This window comes from Pseudoruegeria sp. HB172150 (assembly GCF_013184805.1).
Classification (GTDB): domain Bacteria; phylum Pseudomonadota; class Alphaproteobacteria; order Rhodobacterales; family Rhodobacteraceae; genus Psychromarinibacter.
On the sequence record NZ_JAATNG010000006.1, the window covers coordinates 85744 to 103011 of the forward strand.

Below are 17268 nucleotides of genomic sequence, written 5' to 3' on the forward strand. Positions count from 1 at the left end.
CCATAGTGTCCGGCGGCTTTTACCACCCTTCGGATGACATTCCCATGTCAAATCATCCGGGTCGCATGGGCCAGCCAGGCGCGGGCGCTGTCGGACAGCCGCGCGCCCACTTTCTCCGACACCTCGGCATGATAGGCGTTCAGCCAGTCGCGCTCGTCCTGGGTCAGCATGTCCGACGCGACCAGCGCCAGGTCGATGGGCACCCAGGTGATCGTCTCGAAGTCCAGCATCTTCCGCTTCGCATCGCCCCCCGGCAGGTCACCGGCGTCCTTGACCACCACGAGGTTCTCGATCCGGATGCCGAATTCACCCTCGCGGTAATACCCGGGTTCGTTCGACAGGATCATGCCCGGCTTCAGCTCCACCTCGCCGGTCCGCGCCAGCCGCTGCGGCCCCTCATGCACCGACAGGTACAGCCCGACACCATGCCCCGTGCCGTGGTCGTAATCCCGACCCGCCTGCCAAAGCGCAATCCGCGCCAGCACGTCGAGGTCGCGGCCCGCACGCCCCTCCGGCCAGCGCGCCCGCGAAATGGCGATCATGCCCTTCAGAACCTGAGTGAAGCAGGTCTTCTGCTCGTCGGTCGGCGCACCCACCGCGATCGTCCGCGTGATATCCGTCGTCCCGTCCACGTACTGCCCGCCGCTGTCCACCAGCAGCAGCTCGCCCGGATTGACCGCGCGGTTGGTCTCTTCGGTCACCCGGTAATGCACGATGGCCCCGTTCGGCCCCGCGCCGGATATGGTCTCGAAAGAGATGTCCTGCAGCGCGTTCGTCGCCCGCCGGAACCCTTCAAGCGCCGTCACCACGTCGATTTCCGTCAGCCCGCCCTTCGGGGCTTCCTCGGCCAGCCATGCAAGGAACTCGCACATGGCGCCGGCGTCGCGCAGATGCGCGGTCTTCGTCGCCGCAATCTCGGTCTCGTTCTTGCAGGCCTTCGGCAGGATGCAGGGATCGTCTGCATAGGCGATCTGCACCCCCGCCGCCTGCAGCGCCCGCGTCACCGCCAGCGGCGCGCTGGCCCTGTCGACGCGCACCGGACCCTCCAGTGCGGCCAGCGCCGGCGCGAAATCGTCCCAGTGCTTCAATGCGATGGCCGGATCGGGGCCGAGCCCGGCGAACTTCTCAGGGTCAGAGAACAGCTCGACCGTGCCGTCGGACTTCAGGATCGCGAAGGCCTGCGTCACCGGCACGCAGGGCAGGTCGGCCCCGCGGACGTTCAAGAGCCAGCAGATCGAATCCGGCAGCGTCAGCACCGCGGTCTTCTGCCCCTCCGCCGTCAGGATGGCCGCGATGCGCCCGCGCTTGGACTCGTCGCCTTCGCCAGCGAATTCCTTCGGAAAGGCGGTCACCGGCTCGGCGGGCCGGGCAGGGCGGTCCGCCCAGATCCGGTCGACGAGGTTTTCCACCTCCACCAGCTCGATCCCGGTACCCTTCAGCCGTTTCTGCAGCTTCTCGATCTCGCCCAGTGTGTGCAGCCACGGATCGAACCCGACCTTGCCGCCATCTGGCAGAGCGTCCTTCAGCCAGTCGCCCAGCTGCACCTCGGGCCAGTCCACCGGTGTGAACTCATCCGCCACCTGCACCTTGACCTGCACCCGGTAACGTCCGTCCACGAACACGCCCGCCCGGTCCCGCAAAGCAGCGCAGAACCCGGCCGACCCGGTAAACCCGGTCAGCCACTCAAGGCGCGCGTCACAGTCGGCAACATACTCGCCCTGATGCGCATCCGCCCGCGGCACGAGGAACCCGTCGAGGCCCTCCTTCTCCAGTTCCGTCCGCAAAGCAGCAAGCCGCGGCGGCCCCTGATCGGGCGAGGAGGACGAGTCGAATGTCTGGAACATGTTCGGGGCCTTTCTGCTTCGCCGCGAGACTGCCCCGCCGCCGCGCGATATGCCAGAGGGCACCGCCGTCTAAATGCGCCGCTGACGCTGCAAGACTCATCTCTCCGTCGCCGCCTTCGGCTCTGGCGGAGTCCGCGGGCGAAGGTGCGATGCGACTGCTGGCCGTTGCGCCTTTGGTCCGGGATACTGCTTTTCTGCGGGGAAGCCCGCCGGGGGCGGGCCGCCAGATCAATGAGCGGCGGGCAACTAACTCGCCCGCCGGATCCCCATCATCCGTGCCCGTGCGCGCGGGTCACTGTCGAACAGACTCGCAAGCTGCTCGGTCATCGCGCCGGCCAGCTGTTCCACATCCGTGATCGTCACCGCGCGCTGATAGTACCGCGTCACATCGTGCCCGATGCCGATGGCGATCAGTTCCACCTGCTTGCGCTTCTCCACCATCGCGATCACGTCGCGCAGGTGCTTCTCCAGATAGTTCGCCGGGTTCACCGACAGCGTCGAGTCGTCGACCGGCGCGCCGTCCGAGATCACCATCAGGATCTTCCGCGCCTCCGGCCGGTAGGCCACGCGCCGATGCGCCCATTCCAGCGCCTCGCCGTCGATGTTCTCCTTCAGCAGGCCTTCCTTCATCATCAGGCCCAGGTTGTCCCGCGACCGGCGCCACGGCGCATCCGCCGCCTTGTAGATGATGTGCCGCAGATCGTTCAGCCGCCCCGGCGACTGCGGCCGCCCGGCGTTCAGCCAGTCCTCCCGGCTCAGCCCGCCCTTCCAGGCCCGCGTCGTGAAGCCCAGGATCTCCACCTTCACGTCGCACCGTTCCAGCGTCCGCGCCAGCACGTCGGCGCAGATCGCCGCGATGGAAATCGGCCGCCCGCGCATCGAGCCCGAATTGTCCAGCAGCAGCGTCACGACCGTATCGCGGAACTCGGTGTCCTTCTCGATCTTGAAGGACAAGGGCGTCGTCGGGTTCGCCACCACGCGCGCCAGACGGCCCGCGTCCAGCATCCCCTCTTCCAGGTCGAATTCCCACGCCCGGTTCTGCTGTGCCTGCAGCCGCCGCTGCAGCTTGTTCGCCAGCCGCCCCACGGCGCCCTTCAAAGGCTCCAGCTGCTGATCCAGATAGGCGCGCAGCCGCTCCAGCTCCTGCGGCTCGGCGAGGTCCTCGGCCTTGATCTCCTCGTCGTGGTCGGTGGTGAAGGCCTTGTAATCCGGGTCCGCCTCGGAATGCGGCATCGGCGGCGGCGGTTCCATCGGCATGTCGCCTTCGGGCATCTCCGCCTCGTCCGACAGCTCCATGTCGTCCATCTCGTCCATCGAGACCTGCGCCTCGGCGGCATCCATCTGCTCGTCCTGCGACTGCTCCGGCGTCGCGTCGGGATCCTGTTCGGCATCGTCCTCTTCGCTGCCGGTGCTTTCCGGATCCTCCTCCTGCTCCTCGGACGCCGCGTCGTCCTGATCCTCGTCCGACATCTCGTCGGGGTCGTCGCCCAGCTGGTCGCCGTAGCCCAGATCCTCGATCATCCCGCGCGCGAACTTCGCAAAGGCCGACTGGTCCGACAGCTTGTCCTGCAGGTCCTCCAGCCGCGCGCCCGTCTGATCCTCGATATGCTGGCGCCACAGCTCCATGACGTTGTTCGCCGAGACCGGCAGCGGCCGGCCCGTCGCCAGATGCCGGATCAGGTAGCCAGCAGCAGCAGCCAGCGGCGCCTCCGACGACTCCGTGATCTGCCCGTAACCCTTGCGCTCCGCCTCAGCTTCGATCTTGGCGTCGATATTGGTCGCCGTGCCCGGCATCGATCGTGCGCCTACCGCCTCGCAGCGCGCTGTCTCCATCGCCTCGTAGATATCCCGCGCCATCTGCCCCGGAGGGGCATAGCGGTTATGGGTCGCCTCGTTGTGATGCTTGATCTTCAGCGCATAGGCGTCGGCGGTGCCGCGGGCCAGCAGCACCTCCTGCTTGGTCATGCGGCGGCTTACCTGCGGCAGGCGGACCGAGTCGTTCGAAGCGCCCGGCGGATCGACGGAATAGCTGACCTGCAGCTCCGGATCGTCGGCGATCACCTTGGTCGCCTCGGCAAGCGCCTTTTTGAACGGATCGGCCGGGTTGTCGTTGGGCTTTTTCATATGCCGATACATCGTCCCGCAGGCGGCGAAACGCAAGGCGGAACTGCGCCCGGATGCGCCCCGGTCAGCTGCCCAGTATCAGCATGTCGCAGGCCGCGATATGGCGGTCCGCCAGTGTCTGCGCATCGCGTCTTGTCCTGTCGTCGGTCGCGAAATCCGCCGCGCGGAACAGGGCGGCCTGCGCAACTTTTGCCTCGATCCGCCAGGTCAGCACCTCTCGCCCGGCCTCCCTGGGCTGAACCGCCTCCAGCAAATCCGCGAAACTGTTGCGCCGTGCCTCGGTCCGGCCCGAGGCGGGATCGTAGAGCAGCCGCTGATGTTCCATCAGGGCAGAGTAGCGGCCGGTGCAATTGGCGAATTCCCGAACCAGGTCAAAGGATTGAGCGGCAGACGCCGCAGCCGGGAGGCTGAGAAGGATAACGGCGGCGCCTGCGCAGGTCGTTCTTTTTATGCCCATGAATCACACATTATCATCAAAATACTGCCAATCAATTAGGCGATATGAAAACAATGTAACGGGAAATTCCGGCGCGAAATGGGCGCCGGTTTGTCAGGGCAAGGCCGGAAAAGCCGGATTGAACGGATTGGGACCCGGTCCGCTCAACCTTCCTTCGCGTCGTACTCGGCCCGCGCCGCCTCGATCCGGTCGATGTTCTCCAGCGTCCAGCGCGCCAGCCCGCTGACCGGCACCAGCAGACAGCGGCCAAGTTGCGTCAGCTCATATTCCACCGCCGGCGGCCGCGATGGCGTCACCGTCCGCAGGACGAATCCGTCCCGCTCCAGATTGCGCAGCGTGGTCGTCAGCATCTTCTGGGAAATGTTGCCGATCTCGCGGCGCAGGGCGTTGAACCGCATCGGCCCGTTCCCGAGATAGGACACGATCAGCACCGTCCACTTGTCGCCGATCCGCTGCAGCATCGACGAAACGGCCATGCAGTCCGACCCGCCCTGGTCGACTTTTCCTGAAAATTCAGACGCTTGCGCGTGTTTTGTGCCCGCCTGCACAGATCCTGTGCGTTGATCGGGGGCGGCATGAGGTGGTTTCATCAAAGTGCCTCCTTGCGGTATCAGATAACTTTTTTATCTCTGGTTTCCAGTAGAAACCTACATCCCCGTGGAGAGTGAAATGACCAAACCCCGTATTGCCGTGATCCTCGGCACCACACGTCCGTCCCGCTGGGGCCACGTACCCGCCGACTGGATCAAATCCCGCATCGAAGCCGATGGCCGGCTGGATGCCGACATCCTCGACATCGCTGATTACGACCTGCCCATGTTCGACGAAATGGCGTCGAACAAGTGGATGCCGTCCCAGAACCCGAATGCCGTGAAGTGGCAGGAAGACCTCGCCAAATATGACGGCTACGTCTTCGTCGTCGCCGAGTACAACCACTCGATTTCCGGCGCCCTGAAGAACGCGCTCGACCAGGCTTTCCTCGAATGGAACCACAAGCCCGCCGCGATGGTCGGCTACGGCGGCGTCGGCGCGGCCCGCGCCGTTGAACACCTGCGCCTGATCGCTGTCGAACTGTCGATGGTCAATGTCGCCCCGGCCGTCCATATCGGCGGCGGCGACTTCATCAAGGTGCACCCGCTGGGCGGCGATCCGAAGCCGCTGTCCGAGATTGAAGCCTCGATCGGCGCCTCCGCTGACGCGATGATCGGCGAACTGGCCTGGTGGGCTGGCCTGCTGAAAGACGCCCGCGCGGAAAAACAGAAGGCCGCGGCCTGACATACCCGCGAAACGCGAAAGGGCCGGTCACCCGGCCCTCGATCGCAAAAGTCTGATCGTATCCCCGGCATGCGGCCCCTTGATCAAAGGCCGCCGCGCCGGGGGTCGCCTTACCCCAGGCTGACGCTCGCCGCGCTTTCCGGCAGCTCCTCGTCAAAGCAGCGCTGGTAGAACTCCGCCACCGTCTCGCGCTCCAGCTCGTCGCACTTGTTCAGGAACGTCACCCGGAACGCATAGCCGATATCGCGGAAGATCTCGGCGTTCTGCGCCCAGTTGATGACCGTCCGCGGCGACATCACCGTCGACAACTCGCCATTCATGAAGGCCGTCCGCGACAGGTCTGCGACAGTCACCATCTGGCTGATCTGCTTGCGGCCCTTCTCGGTGTTGTAATGCGGGTTCTTCGCAAGAACGATGTTGGTCTCGGCGTCATGCGACAGGTAGTTCAGCGTCGCCACCAGCGACCACCGGTCCATCTGCGCCTGGTTGATCTGTTGAACCCCGTGATAGAGGCCGGTCGTGTCACCCAGACCAACCGTGTTCGCCGTTGCGAACAGGCGGAAATACGGATGCGGCGTGATCACCTCGTTCTGGTCCAGCAGCGTCAGCTTGCCGTCATGCTCCAGCACCCGCTGGATCACGAACATGACGTCCGCGCGGCCCGCATCGTATTCGTCAAAGACGATGGCGGTCGGGTTCCGCAGCGCCCAGGGCAGGATCCCGTCCTGGAATTCGGTCACCTGCACGCCCTCGCGCAGCTTGATCACGTCCTTCCCGATCAGGTCAATCCGGCTGATGTGGCTGTCGAGGTTCACCCGCACACACGGCCAGTTCAGCCGCGCCGCGACCTGCTCGATATGGGTCGACTTGCCAGTGCCGTGATAACCTTGGATGATCAGCCGGCGGTTCCGGCTGAATGCGGCAAGGATCGCCAGCGTCGTGTCCGGATCGAACTTGTAGGTCGTATCCAGCTCTGGCACCCGGTCGGTGCGTTCGGCGAACCCCTTCACCTTCATGTCCGAGTCGATGCCGAACACATCGCGGACATCGAGTTCTTCCGTCGGCTTCGCCGTGATATCCAGTATACCGTCCGCCATGTCGACCTCTGCTCAGGGGATTCGTCTGCGCTGCAGGATCCTCGGACCCCGCCGCGGGTCTTCATGGGGGATTATGACGGGGAGGTCAACGCATCGCTGCGTTGCGGCGGGCGGTGCCGCGCCTCAGTTCTGAAAGTTGCGGCTGTCCTTGATCTGGTCCCAGGCCCAGACAACTTCCTGCAGCTGCTCTTCGTGGCCCCGGTCGCCGCCGTTCATATCCGGGTGCAGCACCTTGATCAGCGCCTTGTAGCTCTTGCGGATCTCGGACTTGGCCCAGTGATCCTTGGCATCGAGGATATCCAGCGCGCGGCGTTCCGTCGGCGGCAGCTTGCGCGTGCCGGTGATCGACTTGCCCGGATTGCGCGTCGCGTTCTCGCCCAGCACCTGGTGCGGGTCGTCGATTCCCAGCCGCGCCCAGGCGCGCTGTTCTTCCCCCGGCTTGGCGAATGGCTTGGTCTCGCGGCCCCAGACCCGATCCTGTTCCATCTGCTCCTCGAACTCTTCCTCGGTCGTGCCGTTGAAGAAGTTCCATTTCAGATTGTACTCGCGCACGTGCTCCTTGCAGAACCAAAGGTACTCGTCCAGGTGATCCGGAGACCGCGGCGCGCGGTACTGTCCCGCTTCCGTGCATCCGGGGTGCTCGCACTCGCGCTGCGAGGTCTCGAACGCGCCCGACATCCCCCGTTTTCCACGGTTGCGTTTCTTCTTGTCGGAAGAGACGCGGATGTCAAAGCCGAACGGATCAGGATTCGCCATTGTAGTCTGCCTTTGCTACTCGGACACGGAAGTCTAATGGTTTTGCCGCCGGATTGAAGGGGGCGGAAAGGAAAAAATGAAACTGTCACAGACCATCGAGCAGCGTCTGCGCGAAACCTTTGCACCCGACGAGCTAACTGTCGAAGACGAAAGCGAAAAGCATCGCGGGCATGCCGGGTATCGCGAAGGGGGCGACAGCCATTTCCGGGTTCACATCCGCGCTGCCGCCTTCGGTCCGATGAGCCGTCTCGAACGCCACCGCGCGATCCATGCAGCGCTGGGCGAAGACGTCATGACAAGCCTTCACGCCCTGGCGCTGCACATCGAAAGTTAAGGTCTACCGCGCCGCTATTCCAGGCGCCTTGTCGCTCGCTTCGGGATGCCGGGCCGCGCCCAGCCGCGGCGTGTGCCCCTCCTGGCTGCGCGACGAGAATGTCAGCCCCTCTGTCTTTGGTTCAGCCTCTGTCTCCTCCGGCGCCGGGGCCGCGTCTGCACCGGTCTCCGCGTCCTGCGGGTGGTGGCCGGCGGAATGGAATTCCGGCACCTCAGCCTCCTCGCGCGCGACGGCCTCCGGTTCGGCGGCGGGCGCGGGCTCAGGCTCGGCCAGGGGGGCAGGGGCTGCCACCGGCGCCGTTGCCGCAACGGGCGCAGCCCGCATCTCCACCGGCACGCGTTCCTCGCCGCCGATCACCCGGCGAAACACCAGCATGTTCTGGAAATTCGTCGTCCGCCCGGTCAGCCCGCTGCGTTCCTCGCAGGGCAGGGTGTCGGTCCGCTGATACTCCCAGCCATCCGCGCCGTAGGCGTTCATGATCTCCGCAAGTTCATGGGCAAAGCGATCTTCGGTGGTCTTCACACCTTTGATCTTCCGGGCTTTTTTAGGCGCCGGCACGACCTTGTATTCGTATCGCATGACCCCCTCCGGATGCTGCGCCGCGGGACACTAGCAGATGGGGAGGGCAAGGGAAAGCGGCAGGCAGGCATCGGGGCGGGAAATGGCCGGGTCTAGGTGGAGAGGCGGGTGCGGAGGTGGTCCCGCAGGCGGGCGGCCTTGTCGTAATTGAAGGCCATATGCCCCGGGTCGAAGACTTCCAGAGCTGCCTCCACATGTACCATAGCCGCCTCCAGATGCGGGCGCGGATCGGCGGTGCCGTCGGTATCCGCGATGGCCAATTCGGCAATCGCCAAATTGTCCTGTGCTTTCGCCCAGTCCACCGGACAGTCTGTGTGGATGAAGAAGACAGGCAAGATAATTCTCTGCCCGCGCGGCGTGAGTATTGCCTTTGTGGCGGTCAGTATCGCCGCCGCATTCGGTGCGCCAACGACACCGGTAATGCTGACTTCCGCCGGTCTTTACGCACTATTGGCGTGGATCGGCTGATTCAGAAAGAAGGGTGGAGACGGAAACCCGTCCCCACCCTATGTTAGCGCAAACATAAACAAAATCAGAGCCTTGACCCCCCGTCCCCATGGGGACGCCCCGGATCAGAGCCCCAGTTTGGCCGCCACCAGCTCGTTCACCGCCTTCGGGTTGGCCTTGCCGCCCGTGGCCTTCATCACCTGGCCTACGAACCACCCCGCCAGCTTCGGATTGGCCTTGGCCTTCTCCACCTGCTCTGGGTTCGCCGCGATCACCTCGTCCACCGCCGCCTCGATGGCGCCGGTATCGGTGACCTGCTTCATCCCCCGCTGCTCCACGATCAGCGACGGGTCGCCCCCCTCGGTATAGACGATCTCGAAGAGGTCCTTCGCGATCTTGCCCGAGATGTCGCCCTTCTGGATCAGCGAGATGATCCCGCCCAGCTGTGCCGGACTCATCGGGCTGTCGGTGATCTCCCGGTCGTCCTTCTTCAGCCGCCCGAACAGCTCGTTGATGACCCAGTTCGCCGCCAGCTTCCCGTCCGACGCCGCCGCGACCTCCTCGAAGAAATGCGCCGACACCACGTCCGCCGTCAGCACCCCCGCATCGTACTCGGTCATCCCGTAGTCCGCCACGAACCGCGCCTTCTTCTCATCCGGCAGCTCCGGCAGCGAGGCGGCGATATCGTCGACCCAGGCCTGCTCGATCTCCAGCGGCAAAAGGTCGGGGCAGGGGAAGTAGCGATAGTCATGCGCCTCTTCCTTCGACCGCATCGACCGCGTCTCGCCCTTGTCCGGATCGTAAAGCCGCGTCTCCTGCTCGACCGTCCCGCCGCCCTCGACGATCCCGATCTGCCGCCGCGCCTCGTATTCGATGGCCTGCTGGATGAACCGCATCGAGTTCATGTTCTTGATCTCGCAGCGCGTGCCCAGATGCGAGAAATCCTGCGTCTCCTGGTATTTCTCGTAGGCCCCCGGCAGGCACACCGACACGTTCACGTCCGCCCGCAGGTTCCCGTTCTGCATGTTGCCGTCGCAGGTCCCCAGATAGCGCAGGATCTGCCGCAGCTTGCCGACATAGGCCGCCGCCTCCTCGGGCCCGCGGATATCCGGGCGGCTGACGATCTCCATCAGCGCCACGCCCGTCCGGTTCAGATCGACGAAGGTGTAATGCGGGTCCATGTCGTGGATCGACTTGCCCGCGTCCTGCTCCAGGTGGATCCGCTCGATCCGCACCAGCCGCGCCACGCCCGGCCCCATATCCACCAGCACCTCGCCCTCGCCGACGATCGGGTGAAAGAGCTGGCTGATCTGATAGCCCTGCGGCAGGTCCGGATAGAAATAGTTCTTCCGGTCGAAGGCGCTGACCAGGTTGATCGCCGCCTTCAGCCCCAGCCCCGTCCGCACCGCCTGCGCGACGCAGAACTCGTTGATCACCGGCAGCATCCCCGGCATCGCCGCGTCCACGAAGGCGACGTTGGAATTGGGCTCTGCCCCGAACTCCGTCGACGCGCCGGAAAACAGCTTGGACTTCGAAGCTACCTGGGCATGTACCTCCAGCCCGATCACCAGTTCCCAGTCGCTCTGTGCGCCCTGTATGACTTTCGGTTTCGGGGGCTCGAAGGTGAGGTCCAGCATGGCTATCCGCTCCGGTTCGGGGATCGGAGCGTGTTGTAGGCGAGGGCAGGGGGAGGGGCAAGCACGGATGCGGCCCGCTCAGTGTTCCACAAGCGCCTTTGCCATCCGGGCAACCGTTTCGCTCAGTACAGCCCAGGCGGCGTCCGATGTCAGGTCCATCCCGTCATAGATAGGAGTCAGCCGGGCTCGGGTCGTCAGGTAATTCACCGAGCCTCCAAGCAATGCGAAGGCCGGCCCCAGCCGTTCTCTTGCGTTGTCCTGCGGCAAGCCGAAGCGGCCCGCCACCGCAGCAAGTAGTTCGGCCGACCGGCGTTCGCGCAGTTCCTCCAGGCACTCGGTCAGGGCGTTCCGCTCCGACATCTCCCAAGCCAGCACTTCCAATGTCACCGGATGTGCGCGCAGGAAAGCAGCGTGGCGTTCGAAAATCAGCGCAATCGCGTCTGGCAGCTCTTCTGGGGTGTCCGGCAACGGGTCAGCCAGCAGGTCCTCGGGCCGCCACCAGAAATCGGCCGTCTCAGAATATGCGCGAACCAGTTCGGGCAGCCCACCGAAGTACCGATAGATCATCACTTTGTCGGTACCGGCCTGGCGCGCCACGGCATTCACGCCGACCGCGCCAAATCCTTTCTTCGCGATGATCTCACCCAATGCAGTGATCAGGCGGGCCTCGGTGCCCGCCCGTTCCCGCACTCGGTTGGTCTCGGATTCATCTGCCATCCACGACTCTCCCTGCGCGGCGCAATGTAAGGTCATTGGCCAGCAGCAGGAAGATCTGGTCGAGGGCACGGTCCGCCTGCCCGGTTTTCGACAAGGCGCCGCTGACCCAGTGAACCTCTCCGTTCATTGCAGTGACACGGCGATGCAGTATCGTGCCGGTGCCGCTGTCTGACACCTCGATCTCGACCGTGACCCCGCCCGTATCCAGCGGCGCGAACAGCAGCGCGGCGGTCAGCACGTTCAGGGCCGGATCTGACAGATCCAGTCCGGTGATGGCCGCCTTCACCGTCAGCGATCCTGCTTCGGGCCACGAAAGCGGAGTGTAATTCCGGTCAAGCCGGGTCTTCAGGTCATTCGTTGCCCGCGCCGTCAGGGAACTTGCATCTGCGGCAGTGAAGCCGGCCGGTACGTTTTCGCCAATGCGCAGCACGACAGGCTCGACAAAGACCCTGTCATAGGAGGACCAGTCCACATTGGGAGTCCAGGCCTCCAATAGCGTCGCGCCGTTCTCCAGCGGCCTGGCGGTCAGTGTGCTGTAATTGTCCAGAAAGCCTGTGCGGGTGGGCACTTGGTCGGAACAGGCGGCAAGTGTCGCGAAGCAGATGGCCAGAAGCGCAGATCTGGCAACGTTTTTGAGCGAAGGCATGGTCGACTCCGATTGGTTCTGGAAGAAGGGCGCAGTCTGCGGATCGATGCGGTGTCCATACATGTCACCGACTGGTGACATGCATAAGTCACCAGTCGGTGACATGTCAAGCCGAATGTATTTTCAGATACCCGATTGCGGGTGTGCCCCCCAGTCTGCCCGGCCAAATGTCACATCGCCACGTGGGGCTATTGTTCCGTTTTCGGGGAGCATTTGGCTCGCATGCCGCGGGAAACATGATAGACAGCGCCGCGCCCGGCATGGTCCGACGACAAGCAGTATGAACAGGTGACTGAGTTGACCGACACGCCCAACCTCGACGAAAACAGCTTCCAACCCGTCTCGCCCGACCGGCTTTCCCCTGCCAGTCGCAGCTCCCATGCGCCGCGGATCCTGATACTCTATGGCTCCCTCCGGGAACGCAGCTATTCTCGTTTCTGCGCCGAGGAATCCGCCCGAATCCTGCACCGGTTGGGCGCCGAAGTCCGGCTATTCGACCCACGCGGGCTGCCGCAGGTGGACACGGATGATCCCGGCCACCCAAAGGTCGCCGAACTTCGCGACCTGGTAACGTGGTGCGAAGGGATGGTGTGGTCTTCTCCAGAACGCCACGGTGCGATGACCGGGCTGATGAAGTCGCAGGTGGACTGGATACCGCTCTCGCTTGGCGGCGTGCGCCCGACACAGGGCAAGACGCTGGCGGTGATGCAGGTCAGCGGTGGCAGTCAGAGCTTCAACACCGTCAACCAGTTGCGGATTCTCGGACGCTGGATGCGGCTTTTGACGATCCCGAACCAATCGTCGGTCGCGAAAGCCTGGGACGAGTTCGACGACGAGGGCCGGATGAAGGCGTCGCCCTATTACAACCGGCTCGTCGACGTGATGGAAGAACTGGTGAAATTCACCCTTCTGACCCGCGATATCCGCGACCATCTCGTCGACCGCTACTCAGAACGCGTGGAATCCCGCGCCGAACTGTCTGCCCGCGTCAATCAGTCCAAGGCGGCGGGAGGGGCGTGAGACGCCTTCCGCGCATTTCCGCAGTTACAGGAGATCTGCTGTCTTTCAGCTAATCTGATCGATTGACCTTCGAAAGAAGGGAAAAACCGGATCAGCGGCCGACTCGAGATCCAAGCCGGCTGTTACTAAGACCACAATCGCTTAATGAGCGGTCTGGACAGGCGTTCGATTTCTTCCTGCAACTCCTGGATCTCCTTGATCCGGGTCTCGATCTCTCCGGACAGAGAGTCGACCTGAGCATTCAGAACCTCCATCTTCTTCTGCTGTTTCCTGACCCGTGTCCTTAATTGCAGGTTGGTCTTCCGCATCCGGCCCGCAGTTTTCAGGTGATGTTTTTTCGTTTCCTCAATCTGGTCACTCAGGAATGAGATGATATCTGCCGTTTCCCTGACGATATCCTGATCGATTAGGCTGGTTTCGGTTTGCACCGGGCTGGAAACCCACGTCTCCTGAACCACCCGGACGTCTTCGTCCCGGTCGAGATGGTGGCGGACGATCCCTTCCTTTTCCGATTTGAAACGGTCCCAGACCCATTTCTCATCGGTCGCTGTCAACGAAAACGGCTTGCCCGTCATCGATTGCTCGAATGCGCGCCGGATGATCGGTGGTCTCGTGTCCTTTGAGTAACGCTGGTTCAGCTGGAGGAAACATTCGGCACCGAAGGCGTTCAGCGATTTATTCAGGTCTTGTGGTTCGGCATCGTTCAGACCGGTGATTCCCGTCACGGCCTGGAACTGACTGATGATGTCTTCATCCGCGACCCGCACTTTGAACTCGTCCCGGCCGAAGGCAGCTGACCAGTAGTCCAGCCTTTGCTGATAGAGACCGTTCGCGAAGTAAGGATCGTTCTCTAGGTCAATGCGGGTAAGGTCACCAGATTTGATGCGCTGGGAGCACAGACCCCGGACATAGTCGACCGGGTGCCTTAAAAAACAGACCACCAGAATATTGCTGAAACGTTCGCGTAAGAACTGAGACAGCTGTTCGACCGTGCTTCGGTCGCCAAGCAGGAACAGGGCTTCATCAGAGAGAAGAACCGTTTCCGGCTCTGCTTCACCGATCTCGGTGTCGAGCTGATCGGCAAACATTTCGGCATAACGGGACCTCGCATCTGCGGTCGTAAGACCGAGTCTTTCCATCATGCCATCGGGCGGGCTTGCGGGTACCTTCACTGCGAACCGCAGGCCAACATGGCGCTGTTCGGTCCTGGACTCGAATACGCGTCCGGCTTTCGCAAATAGGACACCGTTTGCAAGCAACACAGCTTCATTCATCACACAGCTTCGCTGAAGCGATGTTGTTCCGGTCTTGGGGGCTCCTATGTGGATGACCGCCCGCATCGCGCCTCCCTAGCCTAATGCAACCAATACGGTTCTTTGGTACAGTGACGGTTCAGGGCGGACAATGATCCAGCTGCGCGTGTGTTTCGACCTGTGTCTTTTCGTAACTAACCGGACGGTATGGCATTACGCGGCGCAGGGCGGGCTCCGGTCGCTTTCGCGCCCAGATTCCGCCCTGCGCTTTCACGTGAGGGTACAACAGGCTACCGGACACTCATCCTTTGCAGAAAGATTGTCGAATATGCCGTTTCAGGATGTACCTCGGGCCATCACGGCCCGGATGTGTCACTCGCTGCCGAAGACCTCTGCAACCAGCTTTTTGTAAGCCGGAATATCCGTCTGCGTGCCATAAAGCACGGCTGACCAGTTGCGGGTGTAGCCCGCCATGGCCGCGGCATGCGCGAGTTCCTGGTCGGTGGCCCCCGCCGCTTTCGCGGCGGCGTAATGGTAGGCAGAGCAGAACTCGCAGGGAATCTGCGCTGCCACGGCAAGGCCGATCAGGTTCGACGTCTTGACATCAAGCGGGCCCTCGCCGCTTTCCATTGCCTTCATCCATTCCCACGCGACACCGGTCGCGAAGTCCGGGTAATTCTCGATATCCGGCAATGGCTTACCACCCATCATTTCAGCGGCTTCGGCGCGAGCCTGTTCCGCAGACTGCTGGGCGGAGGCGATACTGCCCGAGGCAAGGATGGTCAGGCTCGTGGCAACAACAAAAGTAATCCGTCTCATAAAAGTTTCCTTCGTTTGAATGTGTCATCCGGCAAGTTTGCTTGGTTGAAAAATCTGTTCGCCGAACGGGCGGGAATATCTGCTGCTGCACTGAATCACGGCAGTGGCAAAAAGGACGTTCCAATGGCAGATTTGACAGGCCACGGGGCCGAATTGGACAGGAAGAGGCCGAAAGTGACAGACGCGCTTTGGCGGCTGTTTCGTCGGCCCGTCCCTGTCCCGTTTTCCGCTGTTAGACTGCGTCAGGCTGCACGGGAGGCGCCGCTTTTCGGAACGCCTCCAGCTGGTCCAGGTTCGAAAAGATCCGGCTAACTGTCGGATATCCCGAGCAATCGACCTTGAACCTTTTGTTGTTCCACATCTGGGCGTAAAGGCAGCAATCCGCCAGGCTTGGGGAGTCTCCGTGGCAATAGGTTCCCGTGTCGGGGCTTTTTGCCAGCAGTGATTCCAGCGGCTGGAATGTCTCGTGGACCCAGTGGTTGAACCAGGCGGCCTTGCCCTGGTCGTCGGAGTCGAACTCGGACGCGAGGTAGTTCAGGACGCGGAGGTTGTTCAGGGGATGAACCTCGCAGGCGATCATGTAGGACAGCGCGCGGACGCGGGCGCGGCTTTTGGGGTCGGCGGGCAGGAGGGGCGGCTCGGGATGGACCTCGTCGAGATACTCGATGATTGCGAGCGATTGGGACAGCATAACGCCATCCTCCAGCTCCAGAACCGGGACCAGACCTGCTGGGTTTTTCGACAGAAAATCAGGTTTTTGCGTCTCCTTTTTCAGGAGAGAATAGGCGCGGTAGTCGTAATCCAGACCTTTCAGGTTCAGCGCGGCGCGCAGGCGAGTCGAGGTCGAGGAACGGAAATAGTTGTGCAGTGTCAGCATCTGCCACCTCCGACGGTCAGAGTTGCGCGGGCCGTGCAGGCTGTGCAAGGGAAATCGATTAAGTCTTGATCTCGCAGTGCTTTTTCAGTCCGGCATTCTCGGCCCGCAGCGCCCGCCGAAGCAGCGGCAAGATCAGCCAGGCCAGCCCTGGCATCTCCAGTTCCAGGCGGTTCTCGGTGCCGGTTCCGGCTGGGGTCAACGCGTGGACGGCTTGCACACCGCCTGTCGTCTTGCCTTCCAGGGCGCGGCGAGGCATGCGCCGCCAGGCAAACCGGTGCGGTGGGTCCAGTTCGGTCACTTCCCATACAGCCTCTGCCTGCATTGGTTGTTTCAGGGCAAAGCGCGCGCCGATCCGGATTTCGCCCTCCTCCAGCGCCCGTACCGAGGTCACCGTGGGTGTCCAGACCGGCCAGCGCAGTACGTCGGTCGTCACATTCCAGACCTGCCGCGGCGGCGCTTCGATACGGATCGTTTCGTGGAGAAGCATGCCAAGCACTCCGACAACCGGCGATCTCCTCCCGTGACCGACCTTATGGTTGCATGGCAACCCGGTCAATCGCACCAGCGGTGGCGTCCGGGCTTGAAGGCACCGGTGGGCGCTGTAGGTTCAGGCGCAGATATATCCACGCCGGGAGGGCTCGCATGAAACGGTCAATGGTCAACGAGATCCTGAAGGACAGCGACGCCTTCATCCGCTCCTTCGGGTACATCATGCCGCCCTTTGCCTACTGGACGCCTGAGGAACTGAAGCAGCACGCTGCGAGCGACTCGCCGATGATCCGCGATCATGCACTTGGCTGGGACATCACCGATTACGGGCTGGGCAAATTCGACGAGATGGGTCTCTTCCTGTTCACCGTTCGCAACGGCACCAATGACAACGTGCCGAAGGGCAAGGGTATGCTCTATGCCGAGAAGATCATGATCTCGGGCGAGAACCAGATCTCTCCGATGCACCGGCACAACATGAAGACCGAGGACATCATCAACCGCGGCGGCGGCACGCTGGTGCTGGAGCTGTTCAAGGCGAAATCCGACGGGTCCATCGACGAAAGCGCCGAGGTCCGCGTTCTCACCGACGGACGGGAACGCAGCATGGGCGCCGGCGATCACCTGAAGCTGAAGCCTGGCGAAAGCGTCACACTGGAAACCGACACGTGGCACGCCTTCTGGGGCGAGGGCGGCCGCGTGCTGATCGGAGAGGTCTCGAATGTCAACGATGACCGCACGGACAACGTGTTCCGCGAGCCCATCGGCCGCTTCTCGCAGATCGAGGAGGACGAAGCGCCGCTCCATCTGCTGGTGTCCGACTACGACAAGTGGCTGGCCTGAGCGCTGGTCCGGGCGTCGGAACGCTGCCCGGGCAGGGAGTGTGTAATGGCAGGT

At 63.0% G+C, this 17268-nt stretch carries 20 protein-coding genes; 5 read left to right on the plus strand and 15 right to left on the minus strand.

Features of this window, described 5'->3' with window-relative positions; translation table 11 throughout:
- Window positions 1–47: 47 nt before the first annotated feature.
- The 4 genes from HCO70_RS20860 to HCO70_RS20875 form a co-directional block, all read right to left on the minus strand.
- Window positions 48–1844, minus strand: coding sequence for an aminopeptidase P family protein (locus tag HCO70_RS20860; RefSeq protein ID WP_172299824.1), 1797 nt, complete (start codon window positions 1842–1844; stop codon window positions 48–50).
- Between the two features lie 246 nt (window positions 1845–2090).
- Window positions 2091–3968, minus strand: a complete 1878-nt coding sequence (gene cobT / locus HCO70_RS20865) for a cobaltochelatase subunit CobT (RefSeq protein ID WP_172299825.1) — start codon at window positions 3966–3968, stop codon at window positions 2091–2093.
- A 64-nt stretch (window positions 3969–4032) separates the two neighbouring features.
- Complete coding sequence (locus HCO70_RS20870; protein WP_172299826.1) at window positions 4033–4425, minus strand: hypothetical protein; 393 nt, start codon at window positions 4423–4425, stop codon at window positions 4033–4035.
- A gap of 143 nt (window positions 4426–4568) precedes the next feature.
- Window positions 4569–4901, minus strand: a complete 333-nt coding sequence (locus HCO70_RS20875) for a helix-turn-helix domain-containing protein (RefSeq protein WP_253913411.1) — start codon at window positions 4899–4901, stop codon at window positions 4569–4571.
- A gap of 193 nt (window positions 4902–5094) precedes the next feature.
- Here HCO70_RS20875 and HCO70_RS20880 point away from each other — a divergent pair, with 193 nt between their 5' ends.
- A complete protein-coding gene (locus tag HCO70_RS20880; protein ID WP_172299828.1) occupies window positions 5095–5700 on the plus strand; it encodes an NADPH-dependent FMN reductase in 606 nt (201 codons plus the stop codon).
- A 110-nt stretch (window positions 5701–5810) separates the two neighbouring features.
- Here the strand turns inward: HCO70_RS20880 and cobS are convergent, their stop codons facing one another.
- Entirely contained in the window at window positions 5811–6797 is a 987-nt protein-coding gene (cobS, locus tag HCO70_RS20885; protein WP_172299829.1) for a cobaltochelatase subunit CobS, read from the minus strand.
- 123 nt (window positions 6798–6920) lie between these two features.
- Window positions 6921–7553 (minus strand): DnaJ domain-containing protein, encoded by a 633-nt coding sequence (locus HCO70_RS20890; protein ID WP_172299830.1) that lies wholly within the window; start codon window positions 7551–7553, stop codon window positions 6921–6923.
- A 76-nt stretch (window positions 7554–7629) separates the two neighbouring features.
- Between HCO70_RS20890 and HCO70_RS20895 the strand changes: the two genes are divergently transcribed.
- Window positions 7630–7887 carry a BolA family transcriptional regulator gene (locus HCO70_RS20895; RefSeq protein WP_172299831.1) on the plus strand — a complete coding sequence of 86 codons (258 nt, stop codon included), beginning with the start codon at window positions 7630–7632 and terminating at the stop codon, window positions 7885–7887.
- Between the two features lie 3 nt (window positions 7888–7890).
- On the opposite strand, the gene HCO70_RS20900 is transcribed toward HCO70_RS20895, so the two are convergent.
- Together HCO70_RS20900 and HCO70_RS20905 are read right to left on the minus strand one after the other, a co-directional pair.
- Window positions 7891–8466 carry a DUF4177 domain-containing protein gene (locus HCO70_RS20900; protein ID WP_172299832.1) on the minus strand — a complete coding sequence of 192 codons (576 nt, stop codon included), beginning with the start codon at window positions 8464–8466 and terminating at the stop codon, window positions 7891–7893.
- Between the two features lie 92 nt (window positions 8467–8558).
- Window positions 8559–8768: a hypothetical protein gene (locus tag HCO70_RS20905; RefSeq protein ID WP_216665555.1), complete on the minus strand. Its 210-nt coding sequence runs from the start codon at window positions 8766–8768 to the stop codon at window positions 8559–8561.
- Window positions 8769–8784: 16 nt separating this feature from the next.
- On the opposite strand from HCO70_RS20905, the gene HCO70_RS24660 reads away from it, so the two are divergent.
- Window positions 8785–8934 (plus strand): hypothetical protein, encoded by a 150-nt coding sequence (locus tag HCO70_RS24660; RefSeq protein ID WP_216665556.1) that lies wholly within the window; start codon window positions 8785–8787, stop codon window positions 8932–8934.
- Between the two features lie 104 nt (window positions 8935–9038).
- On the opposite strand, the gene gatB is transcribed toward HCO70_RS24660, so the two are convergent.
- The 3 genes from gatB to HCO70_RS20920 all read right to left on the minus strand — a co-directional run bounded on the left by gatB (window position 9039) and on the right by HCO70_RS20920 (window position 11913).
- The gene (gene gatB / locus HCO70_RS20910) at window positions 9039–10550 is read right to left on the minus strand and encodes an Asp-tRNA(Asn)/Glu-tRNA(Gln) amidotransferase subunit GatB (RefSeq protein ID WP_172299834.1); all 1512 of its coding nucleotides are present in this window, start codon (window positions 10548–10550) and stop codon (window positions 9039–9041) included.
- Between the two features lie 78 nt (window positions 10551–10628).
- Complete coding sequence (locus HCO70_RS20915; RefSeq protein ID WP_172299835.1) at window positions 10629–11267, minus strand: TetR/AcrR family transcriptional regulator; 639 nt, start codon at window positions 11265–11267, stop codon at window positions 10629–10631.
- Entirely contained in the window at window positions 11257–11913 is a 657-nt protein-coding gene (locus tag HCO70_RS20920) for a DUF3313 family protein (protein WP_172299836.1), read from the minus strand. The genes HCO70_RS20915 and HCO70_RS20920 overlap by 11 nt, the downstream gene beginning before the upstream one ends.
- A 297-nt stretch (window positions 11914–12210) precedes the next feature.
- Between HCO70_RS20920 and arsH the strand changes: the two genes are divergently transcribed.
- Complete coding sequence (arsH, locus tag HCO70_RS20925) at window positions 12211–12933, plus strand: arsenical resistance protein ArsH (RefSeq protein WP_172300015.1); 723 nt, start codon at window positions 12211–12213, stop codon at window positions 12931–12933.
- A 125-nt stretch (window positions 12934–13058) separates the two neighbouring features.
- On the opposite strand, the gene HCO70_RS20930 is transcribed toward arsH, so the two are convergent.
- The 4 genes from HCO70_RS20930 to HCO70_RS20945 all read right to left on the minus strand — a co-directional run bounded on the left by HCO70_RS20930 (window position 13059) and on the right by HCO70_RS20945 (window position 16369).
- On the minus strand, window positions 13059–14273 hold the full coding sequence (locus HCO70_RS20930; RefSeq protein ID WP_172299837.1) for a hypothetical protein: 1215 nt from the start codon (window positions 14271–14273) through the stop codon (window positions 13059–13061).
- Window positions 14274–14558: 285 nt separating this feature from the next.
- Window positions 14559–15005, minus strand: a complete 447-nt coding sequence (locus HCO70_RS20935; RefSeq protein ID WP_172299838.1) for a carboxymuconolactone decarboxylase family protein — start codon at window positions 15003–15005, stop codon at window positions 14559–14561.
- Window positions 15006–15237: 232 nt separating this feature from the next.
- Window positions 15238–15882, minus strand: a complete 645-nt coding sequence (maiA, locus tag HCO70_RS20940) for a maleylacetoacetate isomerase (RefSeq protein WP_172299839.1) — start codon at window positions 15880–15882, stop codon at window positions 15238–15240.
- A 58-nt stretch (window positions 15883–15940) separates the two neighbouring features.
- A complete protein-coding gene (locus HCO70_RS20945) occupies window positions 15941–16369 on the minus strand; it encodes an SRPBCC family protein (protein ID WP_172299840.1) in 429 nt (142 codons plus the stop codon).
- A gap of 155 nt (window positions 16370–16524) precedes the next feature.
- Between HCO70_RS20945 and HCO70_RS20950 the strand changes: the two genes are divergently transcribed.
- Window positions 16525–17214: a D-lyxose/D-mannose family sugar isomerase gene (locus HCO70_RS20950; protein ID WP_172299841.1), complete on the plus strand. Its 690-nt coding sequence runs from the start codon at window positions 16525–16527 to the stop codon at window positions 17212–17214.
- The last annotated feature ends 54 nt before the right edge of the window (window positions 17215–17268 follow it).

Excerpts from the sequence above, each read along its gene's own strand:
- HCO70_RS20860 (WP_172299824.1), bottom strand. The coding sequence starts at position 1,844 with ATGTTCCAGACATTCGACTCGTCCTCCTCGCCCGATCAGGGGCCGCCG.
- cobT (WP_172299825.1), bottom strand. The coding sequence starts at position 3,968 with ATGAAAAAGCCCAACGACAACCCGGCCGATCCGTTCAAAAAGGCGCTT.
- HCO70_RS20870 (WP_172299826.1), bottom strand. The coding sequence starts at position 4,425 with ATGGGCATAAAAAGAACGACCTGCGCAGGCGCCGCCGTTATCCTTCTC.
- HCO70_RS20875 (WP_253913411.1), bottom strand. The coding sequence starts at position 4,901 with ATGGCCGTTTCGTCGATGCTGCAGCGGATCGGCGACAAGTGGACGGTG.
- HCO70_RS20880 (WP_172299828.1), top strand. The coding sequence starts at position 5,095 with ATGACCAAACCCCGTATTGCCGTGATCCTCGGCACCACACGTCCGTCC.
- cobS (WP_172299829.1), bottom strand. The coding sequence starts at position 6,797 with ATGGCGGACGGTATACTGGATATCACGGCGAAGCCGACGGAAGAACTC.
- HCO70_RS20890 (WP_172299830.1), bottom strand. The coding sequence starts at position 7,553 with ATGGCGAATCCTGATCCGTTCGGCTTTGACATCCGCGTCTCTTCCGAC.
- HCO70_RS20895 (WP_172299831.1), top strand. The coding sequence starts at position 7,630 with ATGAAACTGTCACAGACCATCGAGCAGCGTCTGCGCGAAACCTTTGCA.
- HCO70_RS20900 (WP_172299832.1), bottom strand. The coding sequence starts at position 8,466 with ATGCGATACGAATACAAGGTCGTGCCGGCGCCTAAAAAAGCCCGGAAG.
- HCO70_RS24660 (WP_216665556.1), top strand. The coding sequence starts at position 8,785 with ATGAAGAAGACAGGCAAGATAATTCTCTGCCCGCGCGGCGTGAGTATT.
- gatB (WP_172299834.1), bottom strand. The coding sequence starts at position 10,550 with ATGCTGGACCTCACCTTCGAGCCCCCGAAACCGAAAGTCATACAGGGC.
- HCO70_RS20915 (WP_172299835.1), bottom strand. The coding sequence starts at position 11,267 with ATGGCAGATGAATCCGAGACCAACCGAGTGCGGGAACGGGCGGGCACC.
- HCO70_RS20920 (WP_172299836.1), bottom strand. The coding sequence starts at position 11,913 with ATGCCTTCGCTCAAAAACGTTGCCAGATCTGCGCTTCTGGCCATCTGC.
- HCO70_RS20930 (WP_172299837.1), bottom strand. The coding sequence starts at position 14,273 with ATGCGGGCGGTCATCCACATAGGAGCCCCCAAGACCGGAACAACATCG.
- HCO70_RS20935 (WP_172299838.1), bottom strand. The coding sequence starts at position 15,005 with ATGAGACGGATTACTTTTGTTGTTGCCACGAGCCTGACCATCCTTGCC.
- maiA (WP_172299839.1), bottom strand. The coding sequence starts at position 15,882 with ATGCTGACACTGCACAACTATTTCCGTTCCTCGACCTCGACTCGCCTG.
- HCO70_RS20945 (WP_172299840.1), bottom strand. The coding sequence starts at position 16,369 with ATGCTTCTCCACGAAACGATCCGTATCGAAGCGCCGCCGCGGCAGGTC.
- HCO70_RS20950 (WP_172299841.1), top strand. The coding sequence starts at position 16,525 with ATGAAACGGTCAATGGTCAACGAGATCCTGAAGGACAGCGACGCCTTC.